Below are 15,453 nucleotides of genomic sequence, written 5' to 3'. Positions count from 1 at the left end.
GGAACCGGACACGCCCGCCCGGGCGTCCCGGGGGGCGTCCCGGGGGAGGCCACCTCGTCCTTGCCGGGACGGGCCCGCAGGCGAGGGCACCGCCCTACGATGGAATCATGATGACGGACGGGCAATTCGGCGCTCCCGCAAGAGAGTTCGACTTCTTCATCAGCTACTCCCCGGCAGACGAACAGTGGGCCGTCTGGATCGCCTGGACCCTCGAGGAGGCCGGCTACCGCACGGTGGTGCAGGCCTGGGACTTCGTACCGGGAACCAACTTCATAGACTTCATGGACCGGGGGGTCAGCGAGTCCCTGGCGGTCATCGCCGTCCTGTCACGCCACTACGAGCGATCCACCTACGGTCGCATGGAATGGCAGGCCGCGCTCCGGGCCTCGCCCGAGTCGCCCGAACGGAGGCTGCTGACCGTCCGGGTGGACGAGATGCCGATCGAGGGCCTCCTCGCCACGATCACCTACGTCGACCTCGTCGGCGTGGCCGACATCGACGCGGCCCGCTCCCTGTTGCTGAACCGGGTCGGGCAGGCCGTCGACGGCCACGCCCGCCCGGGACGCCGTCCCGGCTTCCCCGGGAGCGGATCGGGCGCCGCCGTCCGCCACCGGGAGCAGCCGAATCCGGGCCGGCCGCAGCCGAGCGCGCTCGCCGGCCCGCCCTGGTCGGGCCGCAGGCGGCCGGCCAGGGCGCCGCTCTATCCGCAGGCCGCCGCGACCGGCGCCGGCGCCGCCCAGGACGCCGTGACCGTCCTGCACCTGGCCGGGCCCGACTTCGGCCGCGGCCGCGAGCCCGACTCGCTCAGCCGCCAGATCCGCGGCGACCTCATCATGCTCAGGGACGCCGGCGCGCCCGCCCCCGATCTGCTGGTGGTGACCGGGGACCTCACCGCCTCCGGCAGCCCGCGCGAATGCGACCAGGCCCTCAGCTTCCTCACCGCCCTGCGCTCCCAGCTCGACCTGTCCCCCCAGCGGGTGATGGTGGTGCCCGGCGCCCAGGACGTGAACCAGGCCGCCTCCCAGGCGTACTTCCACACCTGCGAGGCCGACGAAGTCGCACCGCAGCCCCCGTACTGGCCCAAGTGGCGCCATTACACCCGGCTGTTCCGCGGCCTGTACCAGGGCCTGGACACCGTCTTCGACAGCGACCAGCCCTGGACCCTCTTCCCCGTGCCCGAACTGAGCACGGTCGTCGCCGGATTCAACTCCTCCATGGCCTACAGCCACCGCCCCGAGGAGCAGTACGGCTTCATCGGCCGCGACCAGGCCGCCTGGTTCGCCGAAGCCATGCGCCGGTACGAGGAGGAGGGCTGGCTGCGCATCGGCGCCCTCCGCCACCCGCTCACCGACGGCCGCCGCCCCGGCGACGCGGTCGGCGGCCCCGGCGGGCTGCGGGACGCCGACACCCTCGCCCGGCTGGCGGCCCCGAGGCTGCACCTCCTGCTGCACGGGCCGACCGGTGGCCCGCGCACCGCCACCGGGGACCCCAGCCGCAGCCGGCTCGCCGGCCCCGCCGGGGAACTGCCGCTGTTCGGCTCCGCGGCCCCCGCCAGGTTCCAGCTGCTCCAGGTCGGCGCCGAGGGCGTGACCCGCTGGGACGACCGGATCACCTCCGCGTCCGAGACCATCCCCGCCGCGTGGCGGCAGACCCGGCGGGTCTTCCCCGTACCGGAACTGCCCGCCGTCATCGACGCCCCGCGGACCACCGGGCGGGCTCCGCTGGACGATCCGGCCGCCTCGCTCGCCGAACGGGTCAAGGAGATCTGCCGGGTGCGCAGGGAGGGCGTACGGCTGCGCGACGTACCGCGCCGCGAACCGGGCGACATGGCGCAGATCATGGCCACCTGGCAGGAGCAGGAGGACGGCATCGTGCGGCAGCAGCGCATCGCCGTCCACCCCGGGCGCCCCACCGAGGAGGAGGTCGACCGCTTCATCGCCCAGGTGCACGCGACCGACACCGGCTCCGAGGCCGTCCTGGTGTACGCGGGCGACGCCCCCGCCGGCGGGCTGCGCCGCCGGGCCGCCGGCCACGGCGTCCGGGTCAGCGTGCGCAGCTTCATCGAGTTCCAGGGCCTGCTCGACCTCCGGGGCTACGTCGCCGCGCAGAGCGCCCGGCTCAGCGACAGCGAACAGTACGCCCCCGGCCTCTACCTCCCCCAGCGCTACCGTGACGCCGACCGCCCCGACGGCAGGGACGGTACCGGCCAGGAACGTGACGGACTCGTCGAGGAGCTGCTGGAGCTCCTGGAATCCGATCACGGCCGGTTCGTCCTGCTCCTCGGCGACTTCGGACACGGCAAGACCTTCGCCCTGCGCGAGCTCGCCCGGCGGATCCCCGAACAGCTCCCGCACCTGACCCCGCTGCTGATCCCGCTGAACTCCCTGGACCGGGCGCACAGCCTCGAAGGCCTCGTCGCCGCGCACCTGGCCGGCCACGACGTCGACACCATCGACCTGCGGGCCCTGCGGTACATGCTCGCGCAGGGCCGCGTCGTCCTGCTCTTCGACGGCTTCGACGAACTGGTCAACCGGGTCAGCTACGACCGGGCCGCCGACCACCTGCAGGTCCTCCTCGACGCGGCCGTCGACCACGCCAAGATCGTCGTCAGCAGCCGCACCCAGCACTTCAAGTCGCACGCCCAGGTCCTCACCGCGCTCGGCGAGCGCGTCGGCCTGCTCCCGCAGCGCCGGATCCTGGCCGTCGAGGGCTTCACCCCGGCGCAGATCCGCTCCTACCTGGTCCGCAGCTACGGCGACGAGGGCGCCGCCGACCGGCGCTACCAGCTCCTGCGGAACATCCCCGACCTCCTGATGCTCTGCCGCAACCCCCGGCTGCTCTCCTTCGTCGCCGACCTCAGCCAGGACCAGCTGCGCGCGGTCGCCGGAGCGGGCCGGGCGCTCAGCCCCGCCCGGCTGTACGAGGACGTGTTCACCTCCTGGCTCGGCCACGAGGAACGGCGCGGCCAGGGCGGCCCCGGCGCGCCGCCCGGCCTCACCGCCGACGAGCTGTGGGCGGCGGTCACCGCGCTGGCCTGGCGGCTGTGGGAGAGCGGACGCAGCGCCCTGCGGCTCGACGAGCTCACCGAGACCGTGGCCGGCACCCTCAGCGAACTCACCGAGTCCCCGCTCACCCCCTCCGAGCGCGCCCAGGCGGTCGGCGCGGGCAGTCTGCTGGTCCGCAGCGACGACGGGGTGTTCCAGTTCATCCACGGATCCGTCATCGAATGGCTCGTGGCGAGGGAGGCCGCCCGCCAGCTCGCCCTCGGCGCGCACACCCTGCTCCTCGCGCGCCCGCTCAGCCAGCTCGCCGTCGAGTTCTTCTGCGACCTCGCCGACCACGAACAGTGCGCCCGGTGGGTGCGCGACGTCCTCGACGCACCGGGCCGCGCCGTCAGCGAGGCCGCCCGGGCCAACGCCGTGCGGATCTCCGACCGGCTCCGCGTCCCCGCCAACGCCGATCTGCGGGGCGCCCGGCTGGCCGGTGAGGACCTCTCGCACCGCGACTTCTCCGGCGTCGACCTCACCGACGCCGATCTGACCGACGCCCGCCTGATCGGCGCGAACCTCTCCGGCGCCCTGCTGCGGCGCACCCGGCTCACCGGCGCCCGCCTCGACGGGACCGACCTCAGCCGCGCCGACCTCACCGGCGCGAACCTCAGCCGGGCCCGGCTCACCCGTGCCGACCTGCGGGGCGCCCTGCTGACCGGAAGCCGCTGGCACCGGGCCGCGCTCATCGACGTGACGATGGATGACGGGACCCGGTCCGCCCCCGAGCTCGGGACCGCCGCGATCGCCCCCGGGATGCCGGTCGACGCCGGGTTCCGGCCCTCGGCCGTCGGCGTCCCGTACGGCTTCGGCATGCGCACCAGCCGCCTGCCCGAACCCATCGCGTACAGCGCCGACGGCGAACTCCTCGCGGTCGGCAGCGAGGACGGCTCCATCCTGGTCTGCGGCGCCGACGACGGCCGGGCGGTGCGCACCCTCCAGGGACACGAAGGACGCGTGTACGCGGTGAAGTTCCGGGCGGACGTCATCGCCACCGGCGGCTCCGACGGCGCGGTGCGGCTCTGGGACCCGGTCACCGGAGCGTGCCGCCACCACCTGCGGGTCCACCCCGACGGAGTGTGGCCGGTCTCCTTCGACGCCGACGGCACCCTGCTCGCCACCGGAGACCGCGAGGGCCTGGTCACGGTCTGGGACGTGGCCACCGGCGAGCCCGTGCACCGGATGCCGGGCCACACCGCTCCCGTCTACACGGCGGTCTACGGCCCGGACGGCCTGCTGCTCACCGGGGACGCGAACGCGACGGTACGGCTCTGGGACCTGAACACCGGGCACTGCGTCCGGGAGATCGAGGGCCATCAAGGAGCCGTCTACCGCGCCCGGTTCAGCCCCGACGGGACCCTCTTCGCCACCGCCGACCGGGGCGGGGCCGGACAGGGCGGCACGGTGCGGATCCGGCGCACCGCCGACGCGCGGCTGCTGCACGAGTTCACCGGACACACCGGCCGGGTGTACGTCCTCGACTTCCACCCCGACGGGACCCTCCTCGCAAGCGGTGACACCGACGGCCAGGTGCGCCTGTGGGACCCGGTGGTGGGCACCCCCGCCGGAATACTCGAACGGGGCACCGGAGCCGTCTACCAGGTGCTGTTCGGCGACGATGGGAAACTCCTCGCGGCCTGCGACAGCAATGGCGCCGTCCGGCTGTGGACGGTCACCGGGCGCCCCCACGGACACACGATCGCCCTCCACCCCCAGCAGCCGACCGAGCACCGCGGCACCGCCTGGGCCTGCGCCTTCCGGCCCGGCGACAGCCAGCTGCTCACCGTCGGCAACGACGGCGGGGCCCAGATCTGGGACGCCGCCACCGGCCAGGGCAAGCGCATCCTGCGCGGCCACGGCCGCCGGATCAGCGGTGTCGCCTTCAGCGCGGACGGCACGCAGCTCGCGGCGGCCGGCAACGACGGGGTCGTACGGCTCTGGGAGGCGGGCACGGGACGGCGTACGCACGAACTCACCGGCCGCGGCGACCGGCTGGTCTCGGCGGCGTTCAGTCCGGCCGGAGCCGTGCTCGCCACGGCCAGCAACGACGGCGACATGTACCTGTGGGACCCGGTGGGCGGCACCTATCTGCGGGAACTCGACGCCGAGACCGAGCACGTCTGGGCGGAGGCCTTCAACGCCGACGGCACCCTGCTCGCCACCGCCAACGACGACGATTCCGTCCGCGTCTGGTTCCGGCCCACGGGTTCCCCCGTCTCCGCGCTGACCGGGCACCGGGGCCGGGTCCGCTCGATCACCTTCCGCTCGGACGCCGATGTCCTGGCCACCGGCTGCGACGACAGTTTCGTACGGGTGTGGGACGCCCGGAACGGCGCTCTCCTGCAGCAGCTCGGCGGGCATGCCGACCGGGTGTACGGCGTCGCCTACGGCCCGGGCGGGGCCTGGCTCGCCAGCGCGAGCTGGGACGGTACGGCCATCGTCTGGCGGGACGGGCAGGCCGGTCCACGCCTGCGCGGGCGGGGCGGCCGGCTGTGGGCGGTGGCCGCCCATCCGAGCCGCCCGCTGGTGGCCACCGGGGGCGACGACCGGTCCGTCTGCCTGTGGAACGCCGAGACGGGCGAGCACGTCGGCGACCTCGTCGGGCACACCGGCCGGGTGCTCTCGCTCGCCTTCTCCCCGGACGGCACGACCCTGGCGAGCGGCGCCGAGGACGGCACCGTACGGCTCTGGAACCTCCCGGCGGACGGGGACCCGGAGCCGGCGTCCCTGCGGGCGACGCTGATGGGCATGGAGGGCGGCTGGGCGGCGCTGACACCGTCCGGCGGATACAAGTACGAGGGTGATGTGGCCGGCGAGTTCTGGCACGTCGTGGGCATGTCCCGGTTCACCCCGGGGGAGCTCGACGCGTACCTGCCGGGCATCCACCGGCTGCCGCTCGGCGAGGAGCTCTGACGCCCCGACGGCCGGGCCGCCCCCTGGACCTGCTCCCGGACGGGGTCGTCGACCGCTTCCGCGCCGCCCGCCGGCCGGCCGTGGACGCCGCGACCCTGCCCCGCGCCCGCGGCTGGGCGGCGCAGCGAGCCCTCGGCGGCGTCCTCGTCGGCGAGGCGGGCGTCCGCGGCCGCCCGGGCGGCAAGCCCACCTGGGCCCACCCGCCCAGGACGCACTGCGACGCCTCGTGGCGACGGCGGGCTGACGGACCGGCGGTCGCCTCAGCCGAGGGAGGAGACGGACGGGACGACGACCCCGTAGAGATCGGCGATCGTCGCGAGCGCGGCGTGGTGGAGCTGTTCGGCGGACACCTCGGCCACCGCCGTCCGCAGCGGCCGGGTCGCACACGCGTCCGCGACCACCGTGGGCCGGTTGCCCTGCAGGAAGGCCCCCTCCGCGGTGAAGGTCACGCACATGTGGGTCATGAACCCGGCGAGTATGACGTCCTTGTGGCCGGCGGCGTCGACGTGGTCGCCCAGGTCGGTGTCCACGAAGGCGTTGGGGACCGCCTTGACGACCACGGCCTCGCCTTCCGCCGGAGCCACCCGGGGGTGGATCCGGCCGATCTCGGCCCGGATGTCGTACGGGCCTCCCTCGCCGCCGTCGTTGATCACATGGATCACCTTCGCCCCGGTCTCACGGGCCCGGGCCAGCAAGGCGGCGCCCGCGTCGACGGCGGCCTCCCACCCCGTCAGCTCCATCACGCCCCGGGTGTAGGTGTTCTGGTAGTCGATCAGGATCAGCGTCGCCGCGGCCGGTGACGCCGGGCTCGGGTCGAGGCCGCTCAGATCGCGCAGGGTCGTCCTGGACATGGAAATGCCCTCCTGGGGTGTCGCTTCGAGAGGTTCCAGCCGCAGTGCGGCGGCTGTGTCCCCACGCTAGGAGCCACCCCTGATGTCGGCAATGTCATCCAACCTGCAGAAACCGACATACCGTGGGGCCCGACAGGCTTCCTCGCACCGAACGGAGACCCCGTGAGCACCGTGGAACGGTTCGTCGTCGTCGTCCTCTTCGACGGTGTCGACCTGCTCGACGTGACCGGCCCGCCCGAGGTCTTCGCCCTGCTGCGGCGCGAGGTGGGCGACGCGACGGGCTACCGCGTGGCCCTCGCCGCCGAGACCCTGGACCCGGTCACCACCTCCGCCGGGGTCCGGATCCTGCCCGATCTCACCCTCGGGGAGGTGGCGGGCCGGAGCATCGACACCCTGCTGGTGCCCGGATCGGTCGAGGTCGACGACCGGGGCCGCATCCGCGCCCTCGCCGACCCCACGGTGGTCGACCGGGTCCGGACCCTCGCCGCCACGAGCCGGCGCGTCGCGTCCGTCTGCGTGGGCGCGCACATCCTCGCGGACGCCGGGCTGCTGGACGGCAGGCGGGCCACGACCCACTGGTCGACCGCGCAGCAACTCGCGGACGAACACCCGTCCGTCGAGGTCGACGCGGATCCGATCTTCATCCGGGACGAGGCGGTGTGGACCGGCGCCGGGATCAGCGCCTGCCTCGACCTCTCGCTCGCCCTCGTCGCCGAGGACTTCGGCGAGACCGTCGCGCTGCGCGTCGCCCGGCAGCTGGTGATGTACCTGAAGCGGCCCGGCGGGCAGAGCCAGTTCAGCGTTCCGCTCGAACCCCTGTCGACCACACGGCGCATCGAGGACCTCCGTCACTACATCACGCGGAACATCGCCGGGGAGCTGAGCGTCGCCGACCTCGCCGAGCAGGCACACGTCGGCGAACGGCAGCTCGCCAGGATCTTCAGGACGGAGCTGGGGACGACGCCGGCCGCCTACATCGAGTCGGCCCGCGTCGAAGTGGCGCGCAACCGGCTGGAGTCGACGGACGACACCCTCGAACGCGTCGCGACGGTCTGCGGGTTCAACACCACCGACACCCTCGTGCGCGCCTTCCGGCGCAAGCTCGACACGACACCGACGGAGTACCGCAGCCGCTTCCGGTCGCCCTCCGCCTGAACGGCAGCCGTACGGGGCCCCGGGGGCCGTACGGGGCCGGCCCGGGGCCGTCCGGGAGACGGCCCGGACGGCCCCGGCTCGCTCAGGCCGCGGGGAAGCCCAGCAGGGCCACCGGCTGGGAGGTCGGCTGCGGCGAGCCGCCGGCCGGCTCGACGGTGACGCCCATCCCCGTCGCCCCGTTGACCGGGCCGGCGAGCAGGGTGGCCGCCGCCGGGCTGCCGGTGTCCATCAGGCCCGCCGAACGCATCTTCCCGCCGTCGGCGTACCAGAGCTGGTACACCTTGCCGGCGGGCGGCGCCGGCAAGCCGGAGGCCGCGAAGACCGCCTGGTTGCGGGAGTCGGAGACGACCACCGTGCCGACGGCGCCGCCCCGCAGGGGAGCGGTGGCCACCCGGGCGTCGGCGGCCGAGAGGATCGCCCCCACCGCGTCGTTCACGCTGCGCGCCTGCAGCGCCTGCTGTCGGGCCTCCTCGGCCCGTTCGTACTGCGACACCGCGACGCCGCCGAGCGCGACGGCACCCGCGAGGCAGGCCGCGAGCGCCCAGTTCGTAGCCGGCCGCCAGCGGGGCCGTACGTGGCCGCCGCGGCCGGACCTCACCGTCGCGGGCGGTTCCTGGCGGACCGTCGCGATCCGGCGCATCACCTCGTCGCGCAGCGCGGCGCTCGGGGGCGCGGCGACGGCGAGCCCGAGGCGCGTGACGGTCTCGGAGAACTCCCGGACCTCCTGCGCGCAGGGGGAACAGTCGGTGAGGTGCCGCTCGACGGCGGCCCGCTCGCCCGGTTCCAGGGCGTCGAGCACGTAGGCGCCGGTCAACGTGTGCAGATCCGAGGTGTTCACCCGGCCACCCCCAGGCAGTCACGGAGCCGGATGAGCCCGTCGCGCAGCCGTGTCTTCACGGTACCCAACGGAAGGGCCAGCAACTCCGCGACCTCCCGGTGGGTCAGGCCGCGGTAGTACGCCAGAGTGACCGACTGCCGCTGCAGTTCGCTGAGTCCGTGCAGACAGCGCCGCACCTGCTCGCGCTCCAGCCGGCTCTCCACCTGCTCCACCACCTCGTCGTAGGCCGTGGTGTGGTCCAGCAGCGCCGCCCGCTTCTCACGGTTGGTCGACGCCTGCGCGGAACGCACCCGGTCGACGGCCCGCCGGTGGGCCAGGGTCAGCACCCAGTTCATCACGGAGCCCCGCGCGGGCTGGTAGCGGGCGGCGGTCCGCCAGAGCTCGACCAGTACCTCCTGGGCGACCTCCTCCGACTGGGCCGGGTCCCGCAGCACGGTGCGGACCAGGCCGAGGACGGGGCCGGACACGGCCTCGAACACGACCGTGAAGGCCTGCTGATCACCGCGGGCCACCCGGCCCATCAGCTCCGGCAGGTCGGGAGCGGCCGAGGGGTGTCGGCCTATGCGCACGTTCTCTCTCACCGGGGAGGTCCTCCAGGAGTACTCGGTTGCACAGCTCATTCGGAGCCGCGGGCGGGCCGGATCGGTCTCGACGGACATTTTTTTCGGCGGTCACCGGAAGTCTTTCGCCAGCCTGTGCGGGTCGCCGTTCGTTCGGGTGATGGGGCCATCCGGATGAGGGCCGGCGGCGAATGGGCTTCGTGATTCACCGATGGGTGAGTCAGCAGACCCAGGAGAGACCATGAGCATCCAGACCTTCCGCCGCGCCGCCCTCGCCGTCACCGCCGCGGTACTGCTTCCGCTGGCACTGTCGGCCTGTTCGGAGGAGAGTACGAGCAAGGAGGGGTCCGCCGCGCCCGATGCCGTTTCCTCCCCCGAGCCGATCGGCGACGCGGATGCGGTCGCGGGCGCTCCGTTCGGCCCGGCGTGCGCCTCCGTGCCGAAGAGCGGTGCGGGCTCCTTCAGCGGTATGGCGCAGGACCCGGTCGCCACCGCCGCCTCGAACAATCCGGCGCTGTCCACGCTGGTGACCGCCGTGAAGAAGGCGGGCCTGGTGGACACCCTGAACAACGCCCGGAACATCACGGTGTTCGCGCCGACCAACGACGCGTTCGCGAAGATCCCCAAGGCGGACCTGGACAAGGTCCTGGCCGACAAGGAGACCCTGACCAAGATCCTCACCTACCACGTGGTGGGTGAGCGGCTCGCTCCGAAGCAGCTGGACAACGGCTCCTTCACGACCCTCCAGAAGGGCATGGTCACCACCATGGGCTCGGGTACGGACTACATGGTGAACAACTCCGCCAAGGTCGTCTGCGGCAACGTCCCCACCGCCAACGCGACCGTCTACATCGTCGACACGGTCCTCATGCCGAAGTAGGCGCGGTCCCGCACGATCAACTCGTGGGAGGCGGTCCGTGCATCCAGCCGGACCGCGCCCCCGGAAGAGCTCCGGGGGACACACCCGCGACGGCGGATCGGAGCGAGCCCATGACGGACGCACAAGGACTCCCGGCCCCGGGCCCCGGCCCGGAACCGGCCCCCGGCCCGGAACCGGCCCCGGGCTCTCGGTGCCTGGTCACCGGAGCCACCGGCTACATCGGCGGCCGGCTGGTCCCCGAGCTCCTCAAGGCGGGCCACACAGTGCGCTGCCTGGCCCGCACCCCGGCGAAACTGCGCGACCACCCCTGGGCCGGGCAGGCGGAGATCGTCCGCGGTGATGTCACCGACGCCGCGTCGCTCGCCACCGCCCTGCGGGACGTCGACGTCGCCTACTACCTCGTGCACGCCCTCGGCACCGGGCGCGACTTCGAGCGCACCGACCGCCTGGCCGCGCAGACCTTCGCCGAACAGGCCCGCGCCGCCGGCGTCCGCCGCATCGTCTACCTGGGCGGACTCACCCCGCGCGGAGTCCCCGACCACGACCTCTCGCCCCATCTGCGCTCCCGAGCCGAGGTCGGGCAGATCCTCCTGGACTCCGGGGTACCCACCACCGTGCTCCGCGCCGCCGTCATCATCGGCTCCGGCTCGGCCTCCTTCGAGATGCTCCGCTACCTGACCGAGCGGCTGCCCGTGATGGTCACCCCGAGCTGGGTGCGCACCCGTATCCAGCCCATCGCCGTCCGCGACGTGCTGCGCTACCTCGTCGGCAGCGCCGGCATGCCCGCGGAGGTCAGCCGCGCCTTCGACATCGGCGGCCCCGACGTCCTCACGTACCTCGAGATGATGCGCCGCTACGCCCGCGTCGACGGGCTGCCCCAGCGGCTCATCCTCCCCGTACCGGTCCTCACACCGAGGCTCTCCAGCCACTGGGTCGGGCTGGTCACCCCCGTGCCCCGCGCCATCGCCCGCCCGCTCGCCGAGTCGCTCAAGTACGAGGTCGTCTGCGACGAGCACGACATCGCCACCTGGGTGCCCGATCGGCCCGGCACCCCCCTCGACTTCGACACGGCCCTCACCTACGCCCTCCAGAAGGTCCGCGACGCGCAGGTCATCACCCGCTGGTCCTCGGCCTCCGTCCCCGGAGCGCCCAGCGACCCCCTGCCCACCGACCCCGACTGGGCCGGCGGCAGCCTCTACTCCGACGAGCGCGAGCGGACCGTCGACGCCTCGCCGCAGGCCCTGTGGCGGGTCGTGGAGGGGATCGGCGGCGACAACGGCTGGTACTCCTTCCCGCTCGCCTGGGCCGTCCGGGGCTGGCTGGACCGGCTCGTCGGGGGAGTCGGACTGCGCCGGGGCCGCCGGGACGCCGCACGCCTGCGGGTCGGGGACTCCCTGGACTTCTGGAGGGTGGAGGAGATCGAACGCGGCCGGCTGCTCCGCCTGCGGGCCGAAATGCGGCTGCCCGGCCTCGCCTGGCTGGAGATGTACACCGAGAGCGACGAGGAGGGGCGGACCCGCTACCGGCAGCGGGCGCTCTTCCACCCGCGCGGCCTCGCGGGGCACCTGTACTGGTGGAGCGTCTCGCCGTTCCACGCCGCGGTCTTCGGCGGCATGGCCCGCAAGATCGCGCGTACGGCGGAGGCGGACGCCGAGGGCCGCCCCGCTGCATCCGCCGCGCCCGCACGCGCCGAATGACAGGGCAAGCCCAGCCCAGCCACCACCGCGCGCGCCGGAGCCCGTCCGGTGGCCCGATGCCAGGAGCAGCATCATGAACGTCTCGGTCGTCCTGTACACCTCGGACCTGCGCGTCCACGACCATCCGCCGCTGCGCGCCGCGCTGGGCCAGGGGAACGAGACCGTCCCGCTCTTCGTCCGGGACCCGGCGGTGGACCGCGCGGGCTTCGCGGCGCCCAACCGGCTCGCCTTCCTCGCGGACTGCCTGGCAGGTCTCGACTCCGGGCTGCGCGAGCGCGGCGGCCGGCTCGTCGTCCGCTCGGGGGACCCCGTGGCCGAGGTGTGCGCCGTCGTACGGGAGGCCGAAGCCGACGAGGTGCACATGGCGGCCGGCTGCAGCGCGTTCGCCCTGCGGCGAGAGCAGCGCCTGCGCAGTGCCCTGGAGGCCGACGGGCGGCGCCTGTACGTCCACGACGGCGTGGTCACCGCCCTGCCCGCCGGGGCCGTGACACCGAGCGGATCCGATCACTTCGCCGTCTTCACCCCGTACTTCCGGCGCTGGTCGGCGGAGCGGCTGCGCGAGCCGCTCGCGGCGCCGCAGGAGGTCCGGGTGCCCGGGGCGATCCGCTCCGAGGCCGTGCCGTCCCGGGCGGACGGGCCGTCCGCCTCCGAGGGGCTGGTCACCGGGGGCGAGCGGGAGGGCCGGCAGCGGCTCACCGACTGGCTGGGCAAGCACGCCGACGGGTACGAGGAGGGGCACGACGACCTCCCCGGTGACGTCACCTCCCGCCTCTCCCCGTACATCCACTTCGGGGCGGTCTCGGCGGCCGAGGCGGTGCACCGTGCGCGGTCCCGGGGCGGTGCGGGTGCCGAGGCCTTCGTACGGCAGCTCTGCTGGCGCGACTTCCAGTACCAGCTGCTCGCCGCCCGCCCCGGCGCCGCCGGCGAGGACTACCGCACCCGGTCCGACCGGTGGCGGCGCGGCAAGGCGGCCGAGGCCGACCTGCGCGCGTGGAAGGAGGGCCGCACCGGCTATCCCGTGATCGACGCGGCCATGCGGCAGCTCGCCCACGAGGGCTGGATGCCGGGCCGCGGCCGGCTGCTCGCCGCGTCCTTCCTGACCAAGACGCTGTACATCGACTGGCGTGCCGGGGCCCGTCACTTCCTCGACCTGCTGGTCGACGGGGACGTCGCCAACAACCAGCTCAACTGGCAGTGGGTGGCCGGGACCGGTACCGACAGCCGTCCCAACCGGGTGCTCAACCCGGTGATCCAGGGCAAGCGGTACGACCCCGACGGCGCGTACGTGCGGCGCTGGGTTCCCGAACTCGCCGGGCTGCAGGGCCCCTCGGTCCACGAGCCGTGGCAGCTGCCCGGCCTCGAACGGGCCCGGTACGACTACCCGGACCCGCTGGTCGGCCTCCCGGAGGGACTGGCACGCTTCCGGCAGGCCCGCGGCAAGGACGGTCCCTGACACCACCGGCTGTCGGTGCCCACCGCCGGGTGCCAGACTGGACAGATGTGGGCAAGAGGCCCGGTCCGGGCCCGTCGGGTGCCCGCCGCCCTCGTCGCCCTCGCCGTGTCGTGCGCGATGCTCGCAGGGGCGGGACCCGTGGCGGCAGTACCCGTGGCGGCGGACGGCGGGGACGGTTCCGGACGGCTGGTGGACATCGGTGACGGCCGTCGCGTGCTGCTGGACTGCCGCGGATCCGGGTCCCCGACGGTCGTGCTCGTGTCCGGGGCGCAAGGGGCGTCGGACGAGTGGACGCACGTCGTGGACGCCGCGCACCCCGAGGCCGGCCCGAGGCCGGACGCCTCGGCGGTGCTCACGACGCTCGCCCGCTCCACACGTGTCTGCGCCTACGACCGGCCCGGCACCACCCGGCTCGACGGGACGCCGAACCGCTCGACGCGGACGCCTTCGCCCACCACGGCGGCCGCGGGCGTCCGGGACCTGCGGGCGCTGCTTGCCGCGGCCGGTGAGCACCCGCCGTACGTGCTGGTCGGTGCCTCGTGGGGCGCGATGATCGCCTCGCTGTTCGCGCGCACCGAACCGGCGCGGACCGCCGGGGTGGTGACCGTCGACGGCGCCTCCCCCTTCCTGGAGGACACCCTGACACCGGCCCAGTGGTCGGCGTGGATGGACAGGATCCGGACGGCGGACCGGGGGAAGGGCCTCGAAGCACCCGACTACCCCGCCGCCGTGCGGGAGGTCGAGGGGGCGCCGGCCCTGCGGCGCGACCTGCCCGCCGTCGTGCTCACCTCCGACCACCCGTGGGACCTCGGAGTCGGTGGCGGTTCGACCTGGCCGGCCTGGCTGGCCGCCCAGCGGCGCCTGGCCGGCGAGCTGCGCGCCCGGCACGTCACGGACACCGACAGCGGCCACGGCATCGCCGTCGAGCAGCCGCAGCTCGTCGCGGAGGCGGTGCGCGGGGTCGTCGACCGGGCCCGCGCCGCTCAGGAGCGCTGAGGCACCGCTCCCGCCGCCGCGGCCTCGCACAGCCCGCGCAGCAGGGCCAGGGCCTCCCGCAGCCCGCCGGGGCGCAGCATGCCCGGGGCGGGCGCGGGCCCCGCCCAGCCGGGGCCCGCGAGGAGGACCGTGGTCCGGGCCCGGGCGCCCTTGACCCCCCATGCGGTGTCGGCGACGTGCCGGGCGAGGGCGTGGTGCGCGGTGGAGCGGGCCTGGGCCCACAGCACGACCGCGGCGGGACCGATCCGGCGTACGGCCTGGGTGAGCGCCTCGGGCGGCACGGCCGCCCCGAACATCCGGGCGGGCAGGCCGAGTTCGGCCAGTCCGGCGGCCAGGGCCTCCAGCGGGAGCGTGTGCTGCTCGCCCGGTACGCACGCCAGCAGGATCGGGGGAGCGGCCGCCCGGGGGCCGGACAATGCGCCGATGCTCACACGGCGCAGCGCGGTCGAGACGTGCCAGGACAGCAGGTGCTCGACCTCGACGTACTGGTCGCCCGAGGTCTCCCACTTGCGCCCCACGGCGTGCAGGGTCGGCACCATCACCTCCTCCCAGGTGGTGACCAGGCCGTATTCGGCGATCAGGGAGCCCAGCATCTCGTCCATCGTCGGCGAATCGAGGCGCACGGCGGCCCGGCCCAGCCCCCGGCACTCCTGGCGCACGTCGCCCAGCGGCAGCCCGTTGCCCGATCCCGGCTGACGGCCCGGTGCCGTGGGCGTGTCGGGCGCGGGGGCTCCCGACCCGGTCCGGGCGGCGCGCGCCGCCTCCGCCGGCGGCACCCCCGACGCGGTCAGGCGGCACATTTCCTGCAGGACGGCGATGTCCGCGGGGGTCCACCGCCGGTGCCGGCCGTCCTCGCGGGCGGCCGGCCCGATCCCGTACCGCCGGTCCCAGGAGCGCAGTGTCGTGGGGGCGACTCCCAGCCGGCGTGCCACGGCCCCGGTCGTGACACCGTGCACGGCCTCGGCGGGCCGCTGTGCGGTCTCGTTCATGGATCCATCATGCGACGCACAACCGATGCGAGTGGAATCGATGCACGGGCGGGCCGGAATCTGGACGGGCACCG

At 74.4% G+C, this 15,453-nt stretch carries 10 protein-coding genes and 1 pseudogene; 7 read left to right on the top strand and 4 right to left on the bottom strand.

Going from position 1 to position 15,453, the window contains the following annotated elements; all coding sequences use genetic code 11:
• Positions 1-107: 107 nt before the first annotated feature.
• Both OG444_RS06735 and OG444_RS06730 read left to right on the top strand, forming a co-directional pair.
• The gene (locus OG444_RS06735) at positions 108-5,960 is read left to right on the top strand and encodes a TIR domain-containing protein (protein ID WP_327261263.1); all 5,853 of its coding nucleotides are present in this window, start codon (positions 108-110) and stop codon (positions 5,958-5,960) included.
• A gap of 29 nt (positions 5,961-5,989) precedes the next feature.
• Positions 5,990-6,204, top strand: a pseudogene (locus OG444_RS06730) (aminoglycoside phosphotransferase); the annotation flags it as partial.
• A 16-nt stretch (positions 6,205-6,220) separates the two neighbouring features.
• Here OG444_RS06730 and OG444_RS06725 read toward each other — a convergent pair.
• Positions 6,221-6,811 (bottom strand): isochorismatase family protein, encoded by a 591-nt coding sequence (locus OG444_RS06725; RefSeq protein WP_327261262.1) that lies wholly within the window; start codon positions 6,809-6,811, stop codon positions 6,221-6,223.
• A 162-nt stretch (positions 6,812-6,973) separates the two neighbouring features.
• Between OG444_RS06725 and OG444_RS06720 the strand changes: the two genes are divergently transcribed.
• The gene (locus OG444_RS06720) at positions 6,974-7,966 is read left to right on the top strand and encodes a GlxA family transcriptional regulator (RefSeq protein WP_327261261.1); all 993 of its coding nucleotides are present in this window, start codon (positions 6,974-6,976) and stop codon (positions 7,964-7,966) included.
• An 82-nt stretch (positions 7,967-8,048) separates the two neighbouring features.
• Here OG444_RS06720 and OG444_RS06715 read toward each other — a convergent pair whose 3' ends face one another.
• Together OG444_RS06715 and OG444_RS06710 are read right to left on the bottom strand one after the other, a co-directional pair.
• Complete coding sequence (locus tag OG444_RS06715; RefSeq protein ID WP_327261260.1) at positions 8,049-8,804, bottom strand: anti-sigma factor; 756 nt, start codon at positions 8,802-8,804, stop codon at positions 8,049-8,051.
• Positions 8,801-9,385 carry a sigma-70 family RNA polymerase sigma factor gene (locus tag OG444_RS06710; RefSeq protein ID WP_327261259.1) on the bottom strand — a complete coding sequence of 195 codons (585 nt, stop codon included), beginning with the start codon at positions 9,383-9,385 and terminating at the stop codon, positions 8,801-8,803. Before OG444_RS06710 ends, OG444_RS06715 begins: the two co-directional genes overlap by 4 nt.
• Before the next feature lie 220 nt (positions 9,386-9,605).
• On the opposite strand from OG444_RS06710, the gene OG444_RS06705 reads away from it, so the two are divergent.
• The 4 genes from OG444_RS06705 (at position 9,606) to OG444_RS06690 (ending at position 14,390) form a co-directional block, all read left to right on the top strand.
• The gene (locus tag OG444_RS06705) at positions 9,606-10,244 is read left to right on the top strand and encodes a fasciclin domain-containing protein (protein ID WP_327261258.1); all 639 of its coding nucleotides are present in this window, start codon (positions 9,606-9,608) and stop codon (positions 10,242-10,244) included.
• A 110-nt stretch (positions 10,245-10,354) separates the two neighbouring features.
• Positions 10,355-11,941 (top strand): SDR family oxidoreductase, encoded by a 1,587-nt coding sequence (locus tag OG444_RS06700; protein WP_327261257.1) that lies wholly within the window; start codon positions 10,355-10,357, stop codon positions 11,939-11,941.
• Positions 11,942-12,014: 73 nt separating this feature from the next.
• Positions 12,015-13,394, top strand: a complete 1,380-nt coding sequence (locus tag OG444_RS06695; protein ID WP_327261256.1) for a cryptochrome/photolyase family protein — start codon at positions 12,015-12,017, stop codon at positions 13,392-13,394.
• A gap of 45 nt (positions 13,395-13,439) precedes the next feature.
• Positions 13,440-14,390: an alpha/beta fold hydrolase gene (locus OG444_RS06690; RefSeq protein ID WP_327261255.1), complete on the top strand. Its 951-nt coding sequence runs from the start codon at positions 13,440-13,442 to the stop codon at positions 14,388-14,390.
• On the opposite strand, the gene OG444_RS06685 is transcribed toward OG444_RS06690, so the two are convergent.
• Positions 14,378-15,379, bottom strand: a complete 1,002-nt coding sequence (locus tag OG444_RS06685; protein WP_327261254.1) for a MerR family transcriptional regulator — start codon at positions 15,377-15,379, stop codon at positions 14,378-14,380. The two genes, OG444_RS06690 and OG444_RS06685, sit on opposite strands and share 13 nt — an antisense overlap.
• Positions 15,380-15,453: the final 74 nt, after the last annotated feature.

Origin of the sequence: Streptomyces sp. NBC_01232, from assembly GCF_035989885.1 — a bacterium.
In the GTDB taxonomy this organism is placed as follows: Bacteria; Actinomycetota; Actinomycetes; order Streptomycetales; family Streptomycetaceae; genus Streptomyces.
The sequence above is the reverse complement of the archived record's forward strand: the minus strand, read 5'-3'. Positions and strand labels throughout refer to the sequence as shown.